This window comes from Evansella cellulosilytica DSM 2522 (assembly GCF_000177235.2).
Lineage (GTDB): Bacteria > Bacillota > Bacilli > Bacillales > Salisediminibacteriaceae > Evansella > Evansella cellulosilytica.
The window spans coordinates 1,177,844-1,195,403 of the sequence record NC_014829.1; the positions used below are offsets into that span (position 1 = coordinate 1,177,844).

At 37.1% G+C, this 17,560-nt stretch carries 17 protein-coding genes and 1 pseudogene; 14 read left to right on the top strand and 4 right to left on the bottom strand.

Translation table 11 applies throughout. The annotated features are described in order from the left end of the window. Positions 1–753: 753 nt before the first annotated feature. Complete coding sequence (locus tag BCELL_RS05400) at positions 754–1,104, top strand: DUF2200 domain-containing protein (protein WP_013487666.1); 351 nt, start codon at positions 754–756, stop codon at positions 1,102–1,104. Between the two features lie 243 nt (positions 1,105–1,347). Further along, entirely contained in the window at positions 1,348–1,842 is a 495-nt protein-coding gene (locus BCELL_RS05405; protein ID WP_013487667.1) for a hypothetical protein, read from the top strand. 329 nt (positions 1,843–2,171) lie between these two features. On the opposite strand, the gene BCELL_RS05410 is transcribed toward BCELL_RS05405, so the two are convergent. Then, positions 2,172–3,389: an MFS transporter gene (locus tag BCELL_RS05410; protein ID WP_013487668.1), complete on the bottom strand. Its 1,218-nt coding sequence runs from the start codon at positions 3,387–3,389 to the stop codon at positions 2,172–2,174. Between the two features lie 358 nt (positions 3,390–3,747). On the opposite strand from BCELL_RS05410, the gene BCELL_RS05415 reads away from it, so the two are divergent. Then, a complete protein-coding gene (locus tag BCELL_RS05415) occupies positions 3,748–4,506 on the top strand; it encodes a MerR family transcriptional regulator (protein WP_013487669.1) in 759 nt (252 codons plus the stop codon). A 490-nt stretch (positions 4,507–4,996) separates the two neighbouring features. Next, entirely contained in the window at positions 4,997–5,434 is a 438-nt protein-coding gene (locus BCELL_RS05420) for a PH domain-containing protein (RefSeq protein WP_013487670.1), read from the top strand. A gap of 38 nt (positions 5,435–5,472) precedes the next feature. On the opposite strand, the gene BCELL_RS22020 is transcribed toward BCELL_RS05420, so the two are convergent. The 3 genes and pseudogenes from BCELL_RS22020 to BCELL_RS05430 form a co-directional block, all read right to left on the bottom strand. Continuing rightward, the gene (locus BCELL_RS22020) at positions 5,473–5,646 is read right to left on the bottom strand and encodes a DUF1272 domain-containing protein (RefSeq protein ID WP_013487671.1); all 174 of its coding nucleotides are present in this window, start codon (positions 5,644–5,646) and stop codon (positions 5,473–5,475) included. A 58-nt stretch (positions 5,647–5,704) separates the two neighbouring features. After that, a pseudogene (locus BCELL_RS22025) lies at positions 5,705–6,016 on the bottom strand (cysteine hydrolase family protein); the annotation flags it as partial. Positions 6,017–6,093: 77 nt separating this feature from the next. Further along, on the bottom strand, positions 6,094–7,890 hold the full coding sequence (locus BCELL_RS05430) for an ABC transporter substrate-binding protein (RefSeq protein WP_013487672.1): 1,797 nt from the start codon (positions 7,888–7,890) through the stop codon (positions 6,094–6,096). 121 nt (positions 7,891–8,011) lie between these two features. On the opposite strand from BCELL_RS05430, the gene BCELL_RS05435 reads away from it, so the two are divergent. The 10 genes from BCELL_RS05435 to BCELL_RS05480 all read left to right on the top strand — a co-directional run bounded on the left by BCELL_RS05435 (position 8,012) and on the right by BCELL_RS05480 (position 17,204). Beyond that, entirely contained in the window at positions 8,012–9,262 is a 1,251-nt protein-coding gene (locus BCELL_RS05435; protein ID WP_013487673.1) for an MFS transporter, read from the top strand. Between the two features lie 291 nt (positions 9,263–9,553). Beyond that, on the top strand, positions 9,554–10,216 hold the full coding sequence (locus BCELL_RS22465; RefSeq protein WP_280967004.1) for a peptidoglycan amidohydrolase family protein: 663 nt from the start codon (positions 9,554–9,556) through the stop codon (positions 10,214–10,216). 192 nt (positions 10,217–10,408) lie between these two features. Further along, positions 10,409–10,777, top strand: coding sequence for a GNAT family N-acetyltransferase (locus BCELL_RS05445; RefSeq protein WP_280967005.1), 369 nt, complete (start codon positions 10,409–10,411; stop codon positions 10,775–10,777). Between the two features lie 475 nt (positions 10,778–11,252). Then, positions 11,253–11,675 (top strand): DUF1801 domain-containing protein, encoded by a 423-nt coding sequence (locus BCELL_RS05450; protein ID WP_013487675.1) that lies wholly within the window; start codon positions 11,253–11,255, stop codon positions 11,673–11,675. Between the two features lie 156 nt (positions 11,676–11,831). Beyond that, a complete protein-coding gene (locus BCELL_RS05455) occupies positions 11,832–12,170 on the top strand; it encodes a PadR family transcriptional regulator (protein ID WP_013487676.1) in 339 nt (112 codons plus the stop codon). Between the two features lies 1 nt (position 12,171). Then, positions 12,172–12,510 carry a DUF1048 domain-containing protein gene (locus BCELL_RS05460; protein WP_013487677.1) on the top strand — a complete coding sequence of 113 codons (339 nt, stop codon included), beginning with the start codon at positions 12,172–12,174 and terminating at the stop codon, positions 12,508–12,510. Between the two features lie 173 nt (positions 12,511–12,683). Then, positions 12,684–13,445 (top strand): ABC transporter ATP-binding protein, encoded by a 762-nt coding sequence (locus BCELL_RS05465; protein ID WP_013487678.1) that lies wholly within the window; start codon positions 12,684–12,686, stop codon positions 13,443–13,445. Further along, the gene (locus BCELL_RS05470) at positions 13,446–14,195 is read left to right on the top strand and encodes an ABC transporter permease (RefSeq protein WP_013487679.1); all 750 of its coding nucleotides are present in this window, start codon (positions 13,446–13,448) and stop codon (positions 14,193–14,195) included. It begins immediately after the preceding gene. Positions 14,196–14,457: 262 nt separating this feature from the next. After that, on the top strand, positions 14,458–15,702 hold the full coding sequence (locus tag BCELL_RS05475; protein WP_013487680.1) for a DUF418 domain-containing protein: 1,245 nt from the start codon (positions 14,458–14,460) through the stop codon (positions 15,700–15,702). Positions 15,703–16,583: 881 nt separating this feature from the next. After that, a complete protein-coding gene (locus BCELL_RS05480) occupies positions 16,584–17,204 on the top strand; it encodes an Ltp family lipoprotein (RefSeq protein ID WP_013487681.1) in 621 nt (206 codons plus the stop codon). The last annotated feature ends 356 nt before the right edge of the window (positions 17,205–17,560 follow it).

The window sequence follows — 17,560 nt, forward strand, 5'->3', positions numbered from 1 at the left end:
TGCTCCTCTCTATCCAAAGTGGTAGGAGGACAGGTCAAAAATGCTGTTAATTTGGCTAATGAGAACCGTCCCTGTTAGTCTAGCTTCAGTATGCTGACCGTGATTGTTTAATTGTTTCACTGACGGTCAGCATAGCGCCTGTATGATTACCTTTAGATGTAGTGTGATCGATTTTCGGGTAGCATAGCTTCTCTATGCTGACCGTGATTGTTTAATTGTTTCACTGACGAGTAGCATAGCGCTTGTATGATAACCTTTAGAAATAGTGTGATCGATTTTCGGGTAGCATAGCTTCTCTATGCTGACCGTGATTGTTTAATTGTTTCACTGACGGTCAGCATTGCGCTTGTATGATTACCTTTAGAAATAGTGTGATCGTTTTTGGGGTAGCATAGCTTCAGTATGATGACCGTGATTGTTTAATTGTTTCACTGACGAGTAGCATAGCGCTTGTATGATAACCTTTAGAAATAGTGTGATCGTTTTTCGGGTAGCATAGCTTCTCTATGCTGACCGTGATTGTTTAATTGTTTCACTGACGGTCAGCATAGCGCTTGTATGATTACCGTGATTGTTTAATTGTTTCACTGACGAGTAGCATAGCGCTTGTATGATAACCTTTAGAAATAGTGTGATCGTTCATGTCCTGTCCTCCCATCAAAAGTGATAGGAGGACAGGACAAAAATGCTGTTAATTTGGCTAATGAGAACCGTCCCTGTTAGTCTAGAAGATACAGAAAGGAAGGGTGTATGATGACTAAACACAAGATATATACAATGAGCTTCGCAAGCGTTTATCCCCATTATGTTAATAAGGCCGAGAAAAAAGGACGTACGAAAACGGAAGTGGATGAAATCATTCGTTGGTTGACTGGCTATAGCCAGGAAGAATTAGAAACGCAAATAGAAAAGCAGACAGACTTTGAGACATTCTTTGCAGAAGCTCCCAAACTGAATCCTTCACGAAAGTTGATTAAAGGTGTAGTCTGCGGTGTTCGAGTGGAAAACATTGAAGAACCAACTATGCAAGAAATTCGCTATTTGGATAAGCTAATAGATGAGTTAGCAAAAGGAAAAGCGATGGAGAAAATATTGCGTAAATAAAATAATTCGTCAAAAAAAGCCCTCTGAAATTATCGGGGGCGCTTATTTATGTTAGCCTATTTTCGTGAAATTTGTTGCTTTTTTCAGCTTTGAGACAGAGGGACAGGTCCCTCTGTCTCACTACTTGTTGGCTGATAAGACAAGGAACCTGTCCCCGTGTCTCATGAAAGTAAGTGTATTTTTTGTTAATATCTACTAATGATATAATGAACTGAACTATTAAATTAGAATTATGGAGGAACTATGCTTACATTTGATCAAAAACTTGCAATTATCGAGTCTTTCCCAGAATTAGAACGCCACGATGTATCGCTAAATCGTGTTAATTTTCATTATGTGGGAGGAGACAGTGATAAAAAAAATATCGTATACCATTTGCATCCAAACGGAAATGGGTTTGTTTATGCTGCAAAACTTAAAGTGCCGAAAAAAGATCCTAAAGGGATGGTTAATATCCGTGATTTTTCAGAAGAGGAATTACGTTCGATCATTGAACGCTCAATAGAGTCTCTGCAATCAAATGCAGTTAGTGAAGTAGAGGAAAAGCTTCAAAATATTGATGCAATATGGATGGATAAAGAAGGGCATAAGCTTACTATTATTCTTGAAGATGATATGTGGAACGTCTATGCAGGAGAACAACTAGACGGAACGTTTCTATCGTATAATGAAGCGAAGCAATATTTACTTGAAGAAGGATTTAAGCCGAAGCGAAAATTTGATAAACAAATGAAATAATAATATTAACAAGGAAGAGAGCTCATCATCTCTTCCATCCTTACTTATTCTTTCGTGTAAGAATTTTTTATTTCTACTAAATCACTACATTAATTACGAGCACAATAGCTGAATAAGATTTTCGCTTTGTCCTTGTGCATCAAGCGTCGTCACTTTCATATGACTTTATGAATGATTACACATAAAATAACGAGCAGTTAGTGGAATAAGTAATTTGCATAATTCTATCTCCCAACCAAATAAGAAAAATATAACAATAGAAATGGACTATATTAATAAAGCCTAAAAAAGACCACTTCAATTTAAAGTGGTCTTTTCCCGAAGATAAATTAATAGTTAGACTTGTAACTTCTAAACGTATTCCCTCTCCATAAAATGGAAAGAGCAATCATTAATCCAACAATAGAAAAGGACAGAATGACTAATTGAATATCAAATCCTCTAGAAACGAGTAAAGTTACACTTGCATAGGCAAGCGGATCAAACCCATTCATGGCTAAAAAGACAATACTCATGACCCTGCCCATAATGCGGGGATCAGTGTCTTCTTGTGCTGAAGTGAAAAATGGGATGAATACAAATGTCATGGTAAATCCAATGAAGAACGCTAACACTGTTAATATATACAAATTAGGAATTTGACTAAACGCTATAGCTACGATTAATGTTGCAATTAATCCTACAATCGACGTCAATCCCCTGCGGCGTATTTTAATTATACCGATTATAGCTGTACTAACTAGCATTCCAATTCCTAAAGCAGCTTCAATGTAACTAAGGTTAATTGGGGACCCGCCATACGTTTCCACAAAAATTGGGATTGCAATGGATATCGCTCCGAAGGCAAAAAAGTTTAACGTTATTAAAATAAAGATACCTGTCATTAAAAATCTACTTGCTTTTACATAGGAAAGCCCTTCTATGAGATCTCTAAATGGTGTTTGTTTTATTGTATTAACTACAGGACCTTCTTTTATGAAAGGTGGGAACATAAAAAAGGCAGACAACAGAACAATAATAGATGATACGAAATACCCTGATGTTACGCCACCGAATTCCATGACACTCCCAGCGATTATAGGTCCAATAACAAAGCCAATTTGCCCCAACCCCTGAATAATAGCATTTGCTTGTTTAATTTGGTTTTTTTCTACTATTTTCGGGATTAATGATGTTCCAGCTGGTCCAGAAAATGCATCTAATGTTCCAAAAATGGACCCCAAAATGATCAGATGCAGAAATGATAATTGATTTGCATTATGCAATAAAAAAATGATAACTAGCAAAACTCCTTGGATTGAACTCGTGCTGAACATGATTGTCGTCTTCTTGAATTTATCAGCAAGAACCCCTCCGAATGCCATCATGAGAATACGTGGCACAGTAATGGCAATAAGAATGATGCCCAATGAACTAGCAGAACCTAATTCAGAAATGACAAACCACGTTGTTGTCATGAAAAACATACTATACCCTATTAGAGCCAAAAAGCCACCAATAAACAGAAATATAAAAGCACGATTCCGAAATAATGATTGTTGTTCCATAGATAATCTTCCTCTCTATCTGATTATAGAACCAATCATAAATGGTGACGTTATGTCGTAAGCAAACTTTTTCTATTGGTTATGTTAAACTTTGTTGTTGATTTTCGCTTCAGGATGCTCGCTTGCCGCGGGCATTGCTTCTGCTTCCTCGGGCACCCCACCCTGCGGGATCTTCAGCTAATGCTATTCCCGCAGGCGACTCGCACCCTCGTGAAAATCAACATTAGCCTTTAACAGAGCCTTTCTATTAAAAAATTGCCTGTTAAAAATTTTAAAATTCTATATTACTTAGACGATGAACAAGAGTATTGATTGTGACCTTACGTAACAGTTTATAATTGAGTAAGGTGGTGATGGCATGGAAATGACAATTGGTCAGTTTGCAAAAATAGTAGGTTCAACAGTAAGAACACTTAGATACTACGATAAAATTGGTTTACTTACCCCAAAAAAATTAAATAAAAATGGGCGGAAAATATATACAAAATTAGACTGGGAAACTTTTCAACAAATAGTTATTTTAAAGCATCTTGGTTTAACATTAAATGAAATAAAAGAACTAATGACTAAGCAGAAATTTAATAATCGAGAGTTGTTGCAGGTACAGAAGCAGTTAATTGAAGAAAAGCAAGCGGAATTAAATAATAAGTTAGAAGTAATTACGAGAATGGAGAAATTGTACAACATTGAAGGTATTTCTGAGGAAGAATTAAATGAATTTGCTTTTATTATGCTTGATTTATTTAGGCGAGAAAAATCACAAATTCAAATATTGGAAGAACATTTTACAGATGACACGGAGATCTTAAAAGAAATAAAAAGGCTTCATGATCCTGAATACAAGGAGAAAATGGATCGAGAGATATGGTTTTTAATTCAAGCCATTCGAAATGCTATTCATAATAATGATTCTACCAGCAGAAAAAAAGTACAAAAAATTATTAACGAAATGAACAACCTATTCCCTGCGAGTAGGAAGATTTTAAATCTTGTGGATAATAATCATTTTTTAACTAAGTACAATCATGAGTTTACTAATTATTTTCCTGAAAACATCGCTAGCTATATTTATAAGGAATTGAAAACTTATTATGACGAGAACGATAATAATGAATAGGATAAAACAGGTGACTAGAAGCAAATGACTAAAGTGCTTTGTTCCATAATGGGGTATATTGTTGAGGGAGAAAGATGAAAAAACAACGGATCGATTTGCTCACACTACAACGACACTGGTAACTAAATATTATTCTTATTAAAACGATCACTCTTTTAGGAGGATCGTTTTGTCGTATTTGACTCTATACTACGCAGCAAATAACTTCATTTTTAAAAGAAATTTTCAGTAAAGATTTTATTTATATCTGATCAATTTCAAGAATCAGGCCAGGTTGTTGAATTAGTAAATTTGCCTTATTTCAAATCGAATTGGAAAATCTATGTTGATATGATAATAGGAAATAAGAGGTTTTGCGAATGTTTTCACTTAAACTACGAGGCAGGATTATTGAATAAGGTTTCTAAAGAATATAATAAAATGGCTGTAATTCTCCTAGTAAATATTATTTGAATGTTGTGCTAGACTAGGTGTTAAGGGAGGGGATTTAATGTATTTTCCATCCAAGAAAGATAATTGGTTGGCATTTGTAATTTTGGGAGCAATACTTTTAGTTATTTTAAGTTTCATTTTTGATGGAAACCGAAATGGCTGGCCAATATTAGAATTCATAATATGTTTACTGGTAATAGGTTTACCCTTATGGATATGGCTTGGAACAGGATACAAGCTTGAAGAAGGACTTATAAAGATAAGATGTGGTCCTTTTAAAAGTACAGTAAGAATTAAAGAAATTACAAAGTTGAGTGCAACGAAGAGCCCGCTTTCAGCACCTGCCTTGTCCCTAGATAGGATAGAGATTACTCACGGTATGTATAATATGGCAATTGTATCCCCGAAAAACAAAATTGATTTTATTAGTATTTTATTAAGTGAAAATCCGGATATTCAAGTAGATAAAAATCTTATCCGTCAACAGAGTGGTTAAAACTAAATTCTTTGAGACAGAGGGACAGGTCCCTTGTCTTATCTAGGTTTAGGGCGTTTAACTAATTCACCTCCACAATTAGGACAAATATATTTCATATTTTCTGTGCAAGGTTCACAAAAAGTACATTCGTAAGTACAAATGTAAGCATCGGCTTCTATTGATATGCTTCGTTCACAAGCTTCACAAAACTTTCTCATCTCTAATGCCATTTTATTACTCTCTCCCTTGTAAAGTTTTTTTCTTAATACCCAATTTTCACATCAAATTTTATAGCATTGCTATTAATTCTTCTGTTTCTTTTATAATTGCAAACTCTTTATGCAAATTGGCTAAAGACATCTCATGTATTTTATTGGCATTGAATGTTTCCCCATTGAGACTTTGCCTATCAAAAGTTGCGGTCGCATCTGAAACTAAAAAAGGATTAAAACCGAGATTTCTAGCCATACGAGTTGTTGTTTCCACACAGTGTTTAGTAGTTAAGCCTGTTATAACAATGTTACGACTATTGTTTTTCTTTAATATTTCTTCAAGGTTAGTACCAATAAAAGCACTATTAACACTTTTGGTAATAATGAGACAGAGGGACAGGTCCCTCGTCGCACCTAAATTTCTCTACTTGTAGGTTGATAAGACAAGGGACCTGTCCCCTTGTCTCATTTAAACCACAAGTCTTTATAGTTTACTCTTCCAAACCATTCTAGACTGATTCCTTTTAGTTGGGAGTTGTTGTTGACGTTGATTGCGTGACTTCGGTGATATAGATTGATAATGGCTACTTCTTTTTTTATCGTATGTTCAAGGTCTAATAAGTAGCTCATTTGTTTATTTGTATCAGCCTCTTGGCGGACATTTAGTATTTGCTGGTCGAGAATAGCGCCTAACTTTTTCCCCATTAGGTTTTTGACAAAGCTTCCTGGTATTTGGAAGAAACGGTAGAAGGAGTAGACAATGTCGTTTCCGAAAGCGAAGCCACCAATAATCATATCTGCTTTTTTCATCGTGGACTGCTTTAATAGCTCAGGGATAGGAATGACATGGACATCCACTTTAATACCGACTTTCTCACACTGTTCCTTGATCCAAAATGCTTCCGTCTGAACTGAAGCGTTCTTCCGTAATTGTGTAGCATAAAGTGTCAATGTTTCCCCGCTATATCCAGCCTCATGAAGTAACGCCATAGACTTTGCAGGATTATATGCATTTACATAGGTTTTAGCCGTTTCATTGATTAGTTGACTATCTGCAGGGAAGAGGTGTTTTCCCCCTAGAAACTGGCAAAGGGCGTCTCTATCAATGCAAAGGTTAATGGCCTCTCTTAACTTTTTTGATTGGTGAGGTCCATCCTTAAATAGATTAAACGTGATATACGTTGCCCCTTCTTCCGGTTGATGAACCTCTTCCCAATACATGGGAGTGTTATTTGCTGAAACATCATGGGAGAAGTAGTCAGCAAAACCGCGTTTTGTATCCTGATTTATCTCGTCTAACGTAATGATTTCCACTCGGTCTAGGTGAGGGCGTCCTTTGAAATACGTGCCGTGGGCATCAAGCCTTATCATCGACTCATCATGTTTTGTTATCTTAAAAGGACCTGTTCCTGTTGGCAATGTAGTAAATGCTTCACCAAGATTACGATAAACATCGATTGGTATAATCGATAATTGTTTGTGACAAAGTGCGTGTGGAAATAAATAATCTGTCTGGGATAAATGGAATTCCACCACCCATTTTTTATTAGCCTCTATTGCTTTTATGTTGCTAATCATCGATTTATTAGAAAAAGCTATTTCTTTCAATCTTTGAAACGACTGAACAACGTCTTGTGCGGTTAATTCCCTTCCATGGTGAAAAAATACGCCCTTCCTCAAATAGAAACGCCATGTCATCCCCTCATCACTACATTCGTAATGATGAGCCAAGTGGGGATCGGCGGACTTCGTCTCTGGATTGTAAACGAGAAGGGTATCGAAAATGTGATCGACTAAATGGTTCTCATGGATGGAATTAATATGGGCTGGGTCTAGGTGAATGATGGAAAAATAATATGGATAACGTAACACCTCTAGTGGTTCATTTTTGTCATTTTCCTCTATGTAACCAAACTGATTTACTAGCCATTCATTGGCTTTTTCTTGATAGTGCGGTCCTAAAGAATGGAGGAGTTGAAGCCCCTCTTTATACCGTCCTGATTGAATATGGGATTTAGAGACTTCTAAGAGAACTTCCCCTTTGTTTTTTAAAAATGTAAGTGTTGGTCGTTTTCCTCTCCCGTATGTAACTTTCCAATGAATCCATTTTTCTAAGTGCATTTCCTTCATGATCTTCTTTGTATATCTAGGGCTACAACATAAAATATTTGCTAATTCATCGATTGTAATGGTGAAATCCTCGTTTTCCAGTGTGTCCCCAAAGTGATTCCTTAAGTGGAGATAATGCTCCGTTAATTTCATTCTACAAGCACTCCTTCCTTATTGGAGATAAAAGGTGAACAACAATACATTAATTGTACACTTTTTAGTCACTTTTTCCACATATAAAATGGACTTGTAAAAGAGACAGGGAGTGATGAACATGAAAGCAGCAATTGATGATAAAGTGAAGGAACAAGCGGAGAATAGCGGCAAATCATTATGGAAAAACGGTCAGTTTTTGCTCCTGTTATCAGGCAGTTCCATATCTAACTTAACCTTTTATATTTTTACTTTAGCATTGCCGATTATTATTTATGATTTAACCCAATCAACCTTTGCAATGGGAACGATGAGGGGAATAGAATTTTTACCGAACCTACTATTGGCAATTTTTATCGGTGTGCTCGTTGATCGATTTAATCGCAAATTTGTACTACTGAGTGCGGCAAGTGTGCAAGCACTTTGCATCTTCGTCATTATTGTATTTCTCATGTCCTCTTCAATACAGTTATGGCACCTTTATCTTTTCGGATTTATTCTATATACAGCAGGATATACATTTGGCAATGCGTATCATACGGTACTTCCTTTAATCGTAGAAAAGGATCAATTAACCTCGGCAAACGCTATTATTTCGTTTATTCGTACGACCGTTAGCTTAGTTGGACCTGCGTTTGCAGGATTTATCTTAGTGGCCATAAATTATATGTATGGACTCTCGATCACGCTTGTAGGCTTGTTACTTCTTTTGCTGTTCACGAGTTTTTTAAGCATTCCTCATAGGAAAAAGCCGGAAGTACTGAATGAAAAAAATAGTATTTTTTCTGATATAAAAGAAGGCTGGAATAGTCTCATAGAAAATAGAGAGCTGTGGAATCTGACAATCATGGTTCTCCTTAGTAACATAGCGTCTGCATCCACGTTAGCCGTTCTTATTTTTTTCGCGCTTGATGTCATGCAAGTGGCGGAGGTGCAAATTGGGTTTATTTTGTCTAGTTCCGCAGTTGGTGGATTGTTAGCGGCAATGATAGCAAAGAAAATCGTGCGCTGGATTAAAAGAGGGCCATTATTCCTTATCGCTCTTGGCTTAGAAAGCATCGGATATGTGATTTTGTTTTTAGCGATGGATTGGTATTGGCTTGCGGTCGGGATGTTTTTTAATGGCTTTACTGGAGGGCTCATTAATATTCATTATTTCACCCTTCGTCAAGAAACTACACCGAATCATTTGTTAGGTCGCGTAGCTGGTACATCATCAACGATCATGAAGCTCGCAGTACCATTTGCTTTTATTGGTGTAGGTGCTTTAGGAGAAGTAATTCCTGTCCACTTTATCTTCTTAGGGTCAGCCGTCATGACAGGGATGATCATTTTATATTTAATCAAAACCCCAGTTGTTAAAATGAAGTGAGTGTTTTAGGTGCCTGCCCCCCGATGCGGTGAGACGTTGCCGTACCGGGGGGCACCTTTATTTTAATGAGGACGAGGACGTGATTGCTTTTCTCTATTCACAATTCCTAACATGAACCTCTGCCTACTATGTGCATACGTTAAAGGTATGGGAGGGATTGATATGTATTATTTCAATCATCGGTTATTTACATTTCTTCGGAGCAAGGAGTTTATCTGTATTCGTGCAAATACGCCGGCAATGACAAGAATACATCTGTATATAAATGACATTAAACTGAATATCTATAAAATGAATGATGATATTTATTTAAGAACTGATCTGTTGCCATCTGGTTCTCATCTCTTCCATCTGGTGGGGGAGGTCAGTAACTATGGGGAAACCTATACTGTCGAAGAATCTTATCCTATTGATATTGAAAAGAGAACTACTTCCACAAATTTTCGAAGCCATACCTTTAAGCCAGGAGATATTTTAGTGGCAAGTGATAACAAAAAAGGGATACCTAACGGCTATATGGGCCACGCAATTATCATGGTGGACAATGAAAGAATACTAGAGTCGGACTATCAAGACGATAGTATAGCTGTGAACCATATAACTAAGTTTTTTAAGGATCATGAATGGTACGCATTATACCGTCCAATTAATGAAAAAATGGGGGAGCTTGCTGTTAATTGGGGATTGGCTTACCATGAAAAGTACAAAAAGAATGTGAATCAAGGTGTAAATAAACCTCTGTTTTCTTTTCTTCCCTCTAAGTTAACGGATTTATGGTCCACGATATACTGTACAAAACTAGTTTGGCTGTGTTATTACTACGGAGCCAATTATGATTTTAGCCATGAAGGTTTATGGATATCTCCATATCAACTAGACAATCAGTTAAAGAAGGATAAGAACTTCCAGCTAATTTATGAGCACCCAAAACATTACTTTAAGCTAAAAGTATAGGTATTTCTCTTATAAACTACCTACGTGAATGGGGGGATATTAAAACGTTTCCTTTATCATCAGGGAAAAATGGTAAAGGAAATAGCGGCCGTAAAATGCATATTTCGTTTTATATTCTATTATTATTAGCGCAAGATTAAAGCTTACTTCATTGGATATGGATGTGGCTAATGAGAACCGTCCCTGTTAGTCATAGAATTTTATTTACAGCCTGAGCCACGAGCACAACATAGATGGATCGTAATACGTAAAGTTGATGGGCTAAAGGTGGGAACCTGTGGATTTCACTGTTGGAGTAAAGAAGATAACAAAATTGAAATAGGCTATGATCTGAAAAAGGAATTTTGGGGAAATGGATACATGTGTGAAGCTGTAAAGGGAATTATAGACTTTGCTAAGAACACTATGGATTTAAAAGAGATAAATGCCTGTATTTATACTGAAAACGATAAGTCTATAAAATTAGTAGAAAAAATAGGTTTTGTTAAAACTGGTTCGAAATATGAGCTTTTTAGAGGGAAGAAGTATTTACATAGTGTGTATTCGTTAAATGTGAAATAGTCATATCCTTGTCGCATCGGCTGCAGAGTACAAGGATATTTTAAATAGAGAATCATTTAAGAAACGATTGCATTCAATGTGATCGTCTTTTTAAATTAGATCATTACTGTAAATATCAGGTAATATTATTCTCGGGAATTTGTGAAACGATATGGAGAGTTTATGTGAGAAAAGCTAGTATGAAACCACAGGACGTCTTTTCTCGAGCTGTTCTTCACTAAATAGAGGCCATCACATCAAATCTTTCTCTTTACTCTATTCTTTTTTATCGCAATAGGAGTCGTCGGGGTGATTGTATAGATTATTTACTACGAGAAAACGGGGAAGATAGTTAACTAATAGGATTATAAAAGTAGCATCACCTTTCAAAAGCTAATAAATAACTTGTGTAGGAAAACGCCCTTGTACTATAGAATGTAATAATCATAAAAAGAATGTATATAAGTTTTCATTTAGAGAATAGGAGAGTGCATACATGTCTGAACGAAAGATGAAAGAAACCGACAATAGTGTCATTGAATTTATTGAAAAGATCGAAAGTGAGAAAAAGAAGGCAGATGCCTATCGGTTATTAGAAATTTTTGAAGAGGTAACTGGATTTGAAGCAAAAATGTGGGGGCCTAGTATTATAGGTTTTGGGAGCTATCACTATAAGTATGCATCAGGTCGTGAAGGAGATGCACCTTTAGCTGCTTTTTCACCAAGAAAGGCAAAAATTAGTCTTTATATGACCTACGAAAGTGAAGAAAGAGATAGCTTATTAGCAAACTTCGGTAAACATACTAAAAGTAAGGCTTGTATTTATGTGAATAAACTAGCTGATATAGATATCGATGTTTTAAAGGATTTAATTAAACATACAGTAAAAACATATCAGAATCTTTATCCGAACGAATAAAGTGATGTGACTACGGGGGGATAATGTGTAACAGAGTTTGAAAATATATTTCTGCTTGACAAACAACACTACTACGTAATACTATATACCTGTAGTAAGTATTACTGAATACCTGTAACACAGAGTAGTGTAAAAATAAAAAAATGGGTGGTAAATTTGGAAAATATTACAGAAATGCTAAAAGGGGTTCTTGAGGGATGTGTGCTTGAAATCATCAGTCGTGGCGAAACTTACGGCTATGAAATCACACAGCAGCTGCGAGAACTCGGTTTCACTGATGTAGTTGAAGGAACAGTTTATACGATTACCATGCGTCTTGAGAAAAACAATCTTGTGGACATTGAGAAAAAGCGATCCACTGTAGGACCGCCGAGAAAATTTTACACACTTAACGAAGCTGGTAAAAATCAGCTTAATATTTTTTGGGAGAAATGGGAGTTCGTATCAACTAAAATGAACGAACTCAGAACGAAAGAACTTAAAAGGAGAAGGTAATATGAGTATTATAGACAAGATTATTGGTGAGCTAAATGAGAAGCGGGAATGGAAGGCGATGGAGAAGCGTGCGAAGGCACTTCCAAAGGACTATTGTAATGCTTACAAAGCTATACAAAAATATATTTGGACATCTGGGGGTCCCACTGACTGGCAGGACATCAAGCGTATCTTTGGTGGAATTCTCGAACTCTTCGAGGAAGGGGCAGCAGAAGGAAAGAAAGTCACTGACCTCACTGGTGATGATGTGGCGGCTTTCTGTGACGAGCTTGTGAAGGATTCGAAAACTTGGATGGATAAGTATCGCACAAAGTTGAATGAGACGATTTGGAAAAAGTAAATATTATTTAGAAAGATTCCACTGAATAGCTGGCTAGAAATGGGAATTGCCACCGCCACTATTCAGTTATATTTTTACTTCAGTAGTAAGTGATACAGAATATTAGTAATACTGAATAGCTGTGTAAAGGAAAAATAGCGCATTGATGCGCTTATTATAGGGAGGCAGATAGTATGAGCAAAATAGCAATTTCAGTAAAAGGGTTGAAAAAATCTTTTAAAGACAAGGAAGTGTTAAAGGGTGTAAATTTTGAGGTGCAACGTGGAGAAATATTCGCACTGCTTGGCTCAAACGGGGCGGGGAAGACGACGACAGTTAACATTCTCTCGACACTGCTGAAGCCCGATGGAGGAGAAGCCACTGTTTGTGGATTTGACGTCCAACGTCAATCGGAACATGTTCGTCAAAGCATTAGCCTGACTGGCCAGTTCGCAGCTTTAGACGGTATTCTCACTGGGAGAGAAAACCTGAGGATGATCGCCAAGTTACGGGGAGTTTCTAATCCCGCTCAAGTTGCTGACAATCTGCTAGAAAGGTTTGGACTTTCTGATGCAGCAAACCGTCGAGCTGACCAGTATTCAGGGGGAATGAGGCGACGTCTTGACATCGCTATGAGTCTGATTGGAAAGCCACCGGTTATTTTTCTCGACGAACCGACAACAGGGCTTGATCCAGAAGGACGGATAGAAGTTTGGGATACCGTTAAGGAACTTGCTGGTGGTGGCACGACCATTTTGCTAACAACCCAGTACTTAGAGGAAGCCGAACAACTAGCGGACCGTATCGCCATCCTGCATGGCGGGAAAATCATCACGACGGGTACCCTTACAGAACTCAAAGAAATGTTTCCACCGAAGAAAGTGGAATACATTGAGAAGCAGCCAACATTAGAAGAAATATTCCTCGCGATCGTCGGCAAAAAGGAGGGAATTTAGATGAAAAGTAAAACAACGGTTTTACTAGGACGTTTAATGCGTAACATTATGCGAAGCCCGGATACGATAATAACAGTGGCGATTACGCCGATTATGATGATGCTACTGTTTGTCTATGTATTTGGTGGTGCTATAGAAACAGGTACGGATAACTATGTTAATTATTTACTGCCGGGAATCTTGCTGATGGCAATAGCGTCCGGTGTCGGTTACACTTCTTTACGGTTGTTTAATGATGTAAAAAGTGGGCTGATGGCACGTTTCGTTACTATGCCCATCAAGCGCTCGTCAGTTTTGTGGGCTCACGTGTTAACCTCGCTTGTATCCAATGCTCTTACTGTCTTGGTCGTTATTCTCGTTGCGCTCTTGATGGGTTTCCGTTCCGGCGCTGATATTCTAGATTGGCTAGTAGTTGTTGGGTTACTTGGACTATTTACGCTCTCCTTGACATGGCTTACTGTTATTCCTGGATTGACAGCAAAATCGATGGAAGGGGCAATAGCTTATTCATACCCACTAGTTTTCCTTCCGTTTATCAGTTCGGCTTTTGTTCCAACTGAAACGATGCCAACCATAGTCCGTGCATTCGCTGAGTACCAGCCGGTGACATCAATCGTAAATGCAGTTCGAGCACTTTTGTATGAAGGAAATGTTGGTATTGATATGTGGAATGCACTTGGCTGGTGCCTAGCCCTCTTGGTCGTCTCTTACTTTTTTGCAAGTAGAGCATTTCAGCGTCAGTTAGGGTAAGGATGGCAGTGGAAAAAAGTGCAGTGAAAGTCCAACGTCTGCAGAAAGTGCAATAATAACATTTAAGTTGGTTCCTAGTCACCCGGTACGGTAAAGTTATACCGTGCCGGAGCTCTGGAGCCTTTTTTGATATTGAGGTGTATTGGCTAACGAGAACCGTCCCTATTAGCCTTCTGTCATATAAATGACTTAATTTCTCCTTATTCCTATATATGACTATGGTAAAATTATCCTGAAAAAAGTAGTGAGAGGGGGAAAAAATATGCAGCAAACGAAGCAACAGCATTTTGTTCCTACTGGAGCAAATGAGCGAATTGTTACGCTTGATGTTATTAGGGCTTTTGCACTTTTTGGAATTTTACTTGTCAATATGAGGTTCTTTTCGACACCAGCTATTCAAGCGGAGATGGTCGGCACGTCATTTAGTAGCAATTTGCTAGACACTATCAGTACGTGGTTTATCTTTATTTTTGCAGAAGTCAAATTCGTTTCTATGTTTTCGATGTTATTCGGTATTGGTTTTCTTTTGTTTATGGAACGGGGAGAAGAAAAGGGGATTGACGTAAAGAATTTCTTTAAACGGCGGCTTCTCGTTCTACTCCTGTTTGGTCTAATTCATATTTTCTTTTTCTGGTATGGCGATATTTTGACGTTCTATGCCGTACTTGGCTTTCTTTTGCTTTTTATGAAAGGGAAACAACCTCGTTCCTTAAAAAAGGCAGCTATCATTACTTGGAGTATTATCGTTAGTTTCTTTATGCTTATGGCTTCTTTAATGTTTTTGGCCCAATTAGAGAATAGTCCAGAGCAACAGGCATTGATGGAAAATGAAGTGAATCGAATCGCAGAGGTATATAGTCAAGGTACGTTCATTGAAATTCTACAGCAACGAATAAATGACATTTCAGTCATTGCTGTTGGCAACATTTTTCTATTTGGGGTCATTTTAACGATGTTTTTCTTTGGAATGTATTTTTGGAAAACTGGTATTTTCACAAATACGTCAGAAAATCTGGATAGAATCCGTCGAATTTCAAAAGGAATGTTAATGGTAGGAGTACTAGGCTTAATCCTTGCTAGCTTAGGAAAGGTATTCATCGATGGGGCTAATTCTCCATGGTATTTCGTTAAGTATGGAGGGCTGTTCATCAGTGGACCTTCGATTAGTATTTTCTATGTCATGAGTATTTTGTTACTTCTGCAAAACAAAAAACGATTGGCAAAAGCAACGACATTTTTACAGCCTGTAGGTAAGATGGCTCTGACGAACTATCTCATGCAGACGCTCGTTTGTACGACTATTTTCTACGGATACGGGTTCAGCTTATTCGGAAGTGTTGGGCCTTTCGGAGGCATTTTAATAACATTAAGTATATACTGTGTGCAAATTGCCTACAGCTATTTTTGGATGAAGCGGTTCCGGTTTGGGCCGATGGAGTGGCTGTGGAGAAGACTGACCTATGGGAAAAATGCAGTGAAAGTTCAACGCCTAAGGAAAGCGCTATAACAACATTAAATTATGGAAATTATTCCATAAAGAAGACGGTTGTACTCTATGAGTGCAGCCGTTTTTGGATAAAATGTGTCATTGGCCTTGTATGAAACGGAATATTGGATTGCTTTTTATTTTACATGTGTCATTGATCTCGTATGACACGAGTTATTGGATTGCTTCTTATTTTTCATGTGTCATTGGCCTTGTATGACACGGAATATTGGCTGGCTTTTTATTTTTCATGTGTCATTCCCCATGTATGACACAAGTTATTGGATTGCTTTCTAATTTTTAAGTGTCATTGCTCTTGTATGACACACGTTATTGGAATACTTTCTAATTTTCATGTGTCATTGCCCTCGTATGACACACGTTATTGGAATACTTTCTAATTTTCATGTGTCATTCCCCATGTATGACACACGTTATTGGATTGTTTTCTAATTTTCAAGTGTCATTGGTCTTGTATGACACACGTTATTGGATTGTTTTCTAATTTTCAAGTGTCATTGGTCTTGTATGACACACGTTATTGGAATACTTTCTAATTTTCATGTGTCATTCCCCATGTATGACACACGTTATTGGATTGCTTTCTAATTTTTATGTGTCATTGCCCTCGTATGACACAAGTTATTGGATTGCTTTCTAATTTTCATGTGTCTTTGGTCTTGTATGACACGTGTTATTGGATTGCTTTTTATTTTTCATGTGTCATTCCCCATGTATGACACGCGTTATTGGATTGCTTCTTATTTTTCATGTGTCATTGCCCTCGTATGACACTTATTATTCGTTTTTTTCTTTTCAAGTCGGGGAGCGTGACCTAACGGTAGAAGGAATAATGTCCACTTTTTCGGGGATTATAGGTTAAAAAGAGGAGGTTTGGAAAAATGGATACATTGTTTTTTATTTTGTTTCTATTGTCGTTAATCGCTATTCCCGTCGCTTTATTTAAACCTAATATAGTCAAGGCGAAGTCTAGACCACAAGCATTACTTGTGACAGTTGCATCTACACTTGTTTTTTTAATTCTTTTCGTAATCACTGCACCTGAACCTGTGGAGGAAATAGCAGAGGAAGAAAATGAAACAGAAGAAAATATTGAGATAGAAGAAGAGGTTGAGGAAGAAGCTGAAATAGAAGAGGAAATTGAAGAAACTCCAGAGGAAGAAGAACCAGTTGAAGAAGATGTACAAGAAGAAGAAATTGTGGAAGAATCAGAAACATTATCACAACAAAATGCAGTGGCAATGGCTAGAAACTATTTAGCTTATACAGCCTTTTCTAAAAGCGGGCTTATAGATCAGTTGAAATTTGAAGGGTTTGATGATGAGGACGCTACTTATGCAGTAAACCAGATAAATGTTGATTGGCAAGAGCAAGCCGTAAAAATGGCTGAAAATTACTTAGAATTCACAAGTTTTTCAAGAAGCGGTCTCATAGATCAGTTGGTATTTGAAGGGTTTAGCACTGAAGATGCAACTTATGCAGTTGATGCAATAGGACTTTAATAATTGGAATCGGTAGTATTGAAGGTTTTAGGTGCCTGCCCCTCATACAGTGAAACTGTATTGTACGTGGCGGGCTTTTTTTAAGTTACTTTTAAATATAACGTAGTATTTTAAGCAAAATAAAGTAAGTATAAGGAATTAATAATATGCCAAAATTGAATGTGTTAATTTGGATGTTAAAACGTTCACCGATCGGTTGCACTTAATATGTTGACTACTAATCCCCTTTTGTTTGCTATAAATATGTAAAAAACGTCTCTGCTTATTGCAGAAACGATTCCCGTCTGTTGGAGTTTTACTTATAATTATTAATTCTTGTATAACTGTTTTTCTTTTTGTCTTTATGCAAATCAATC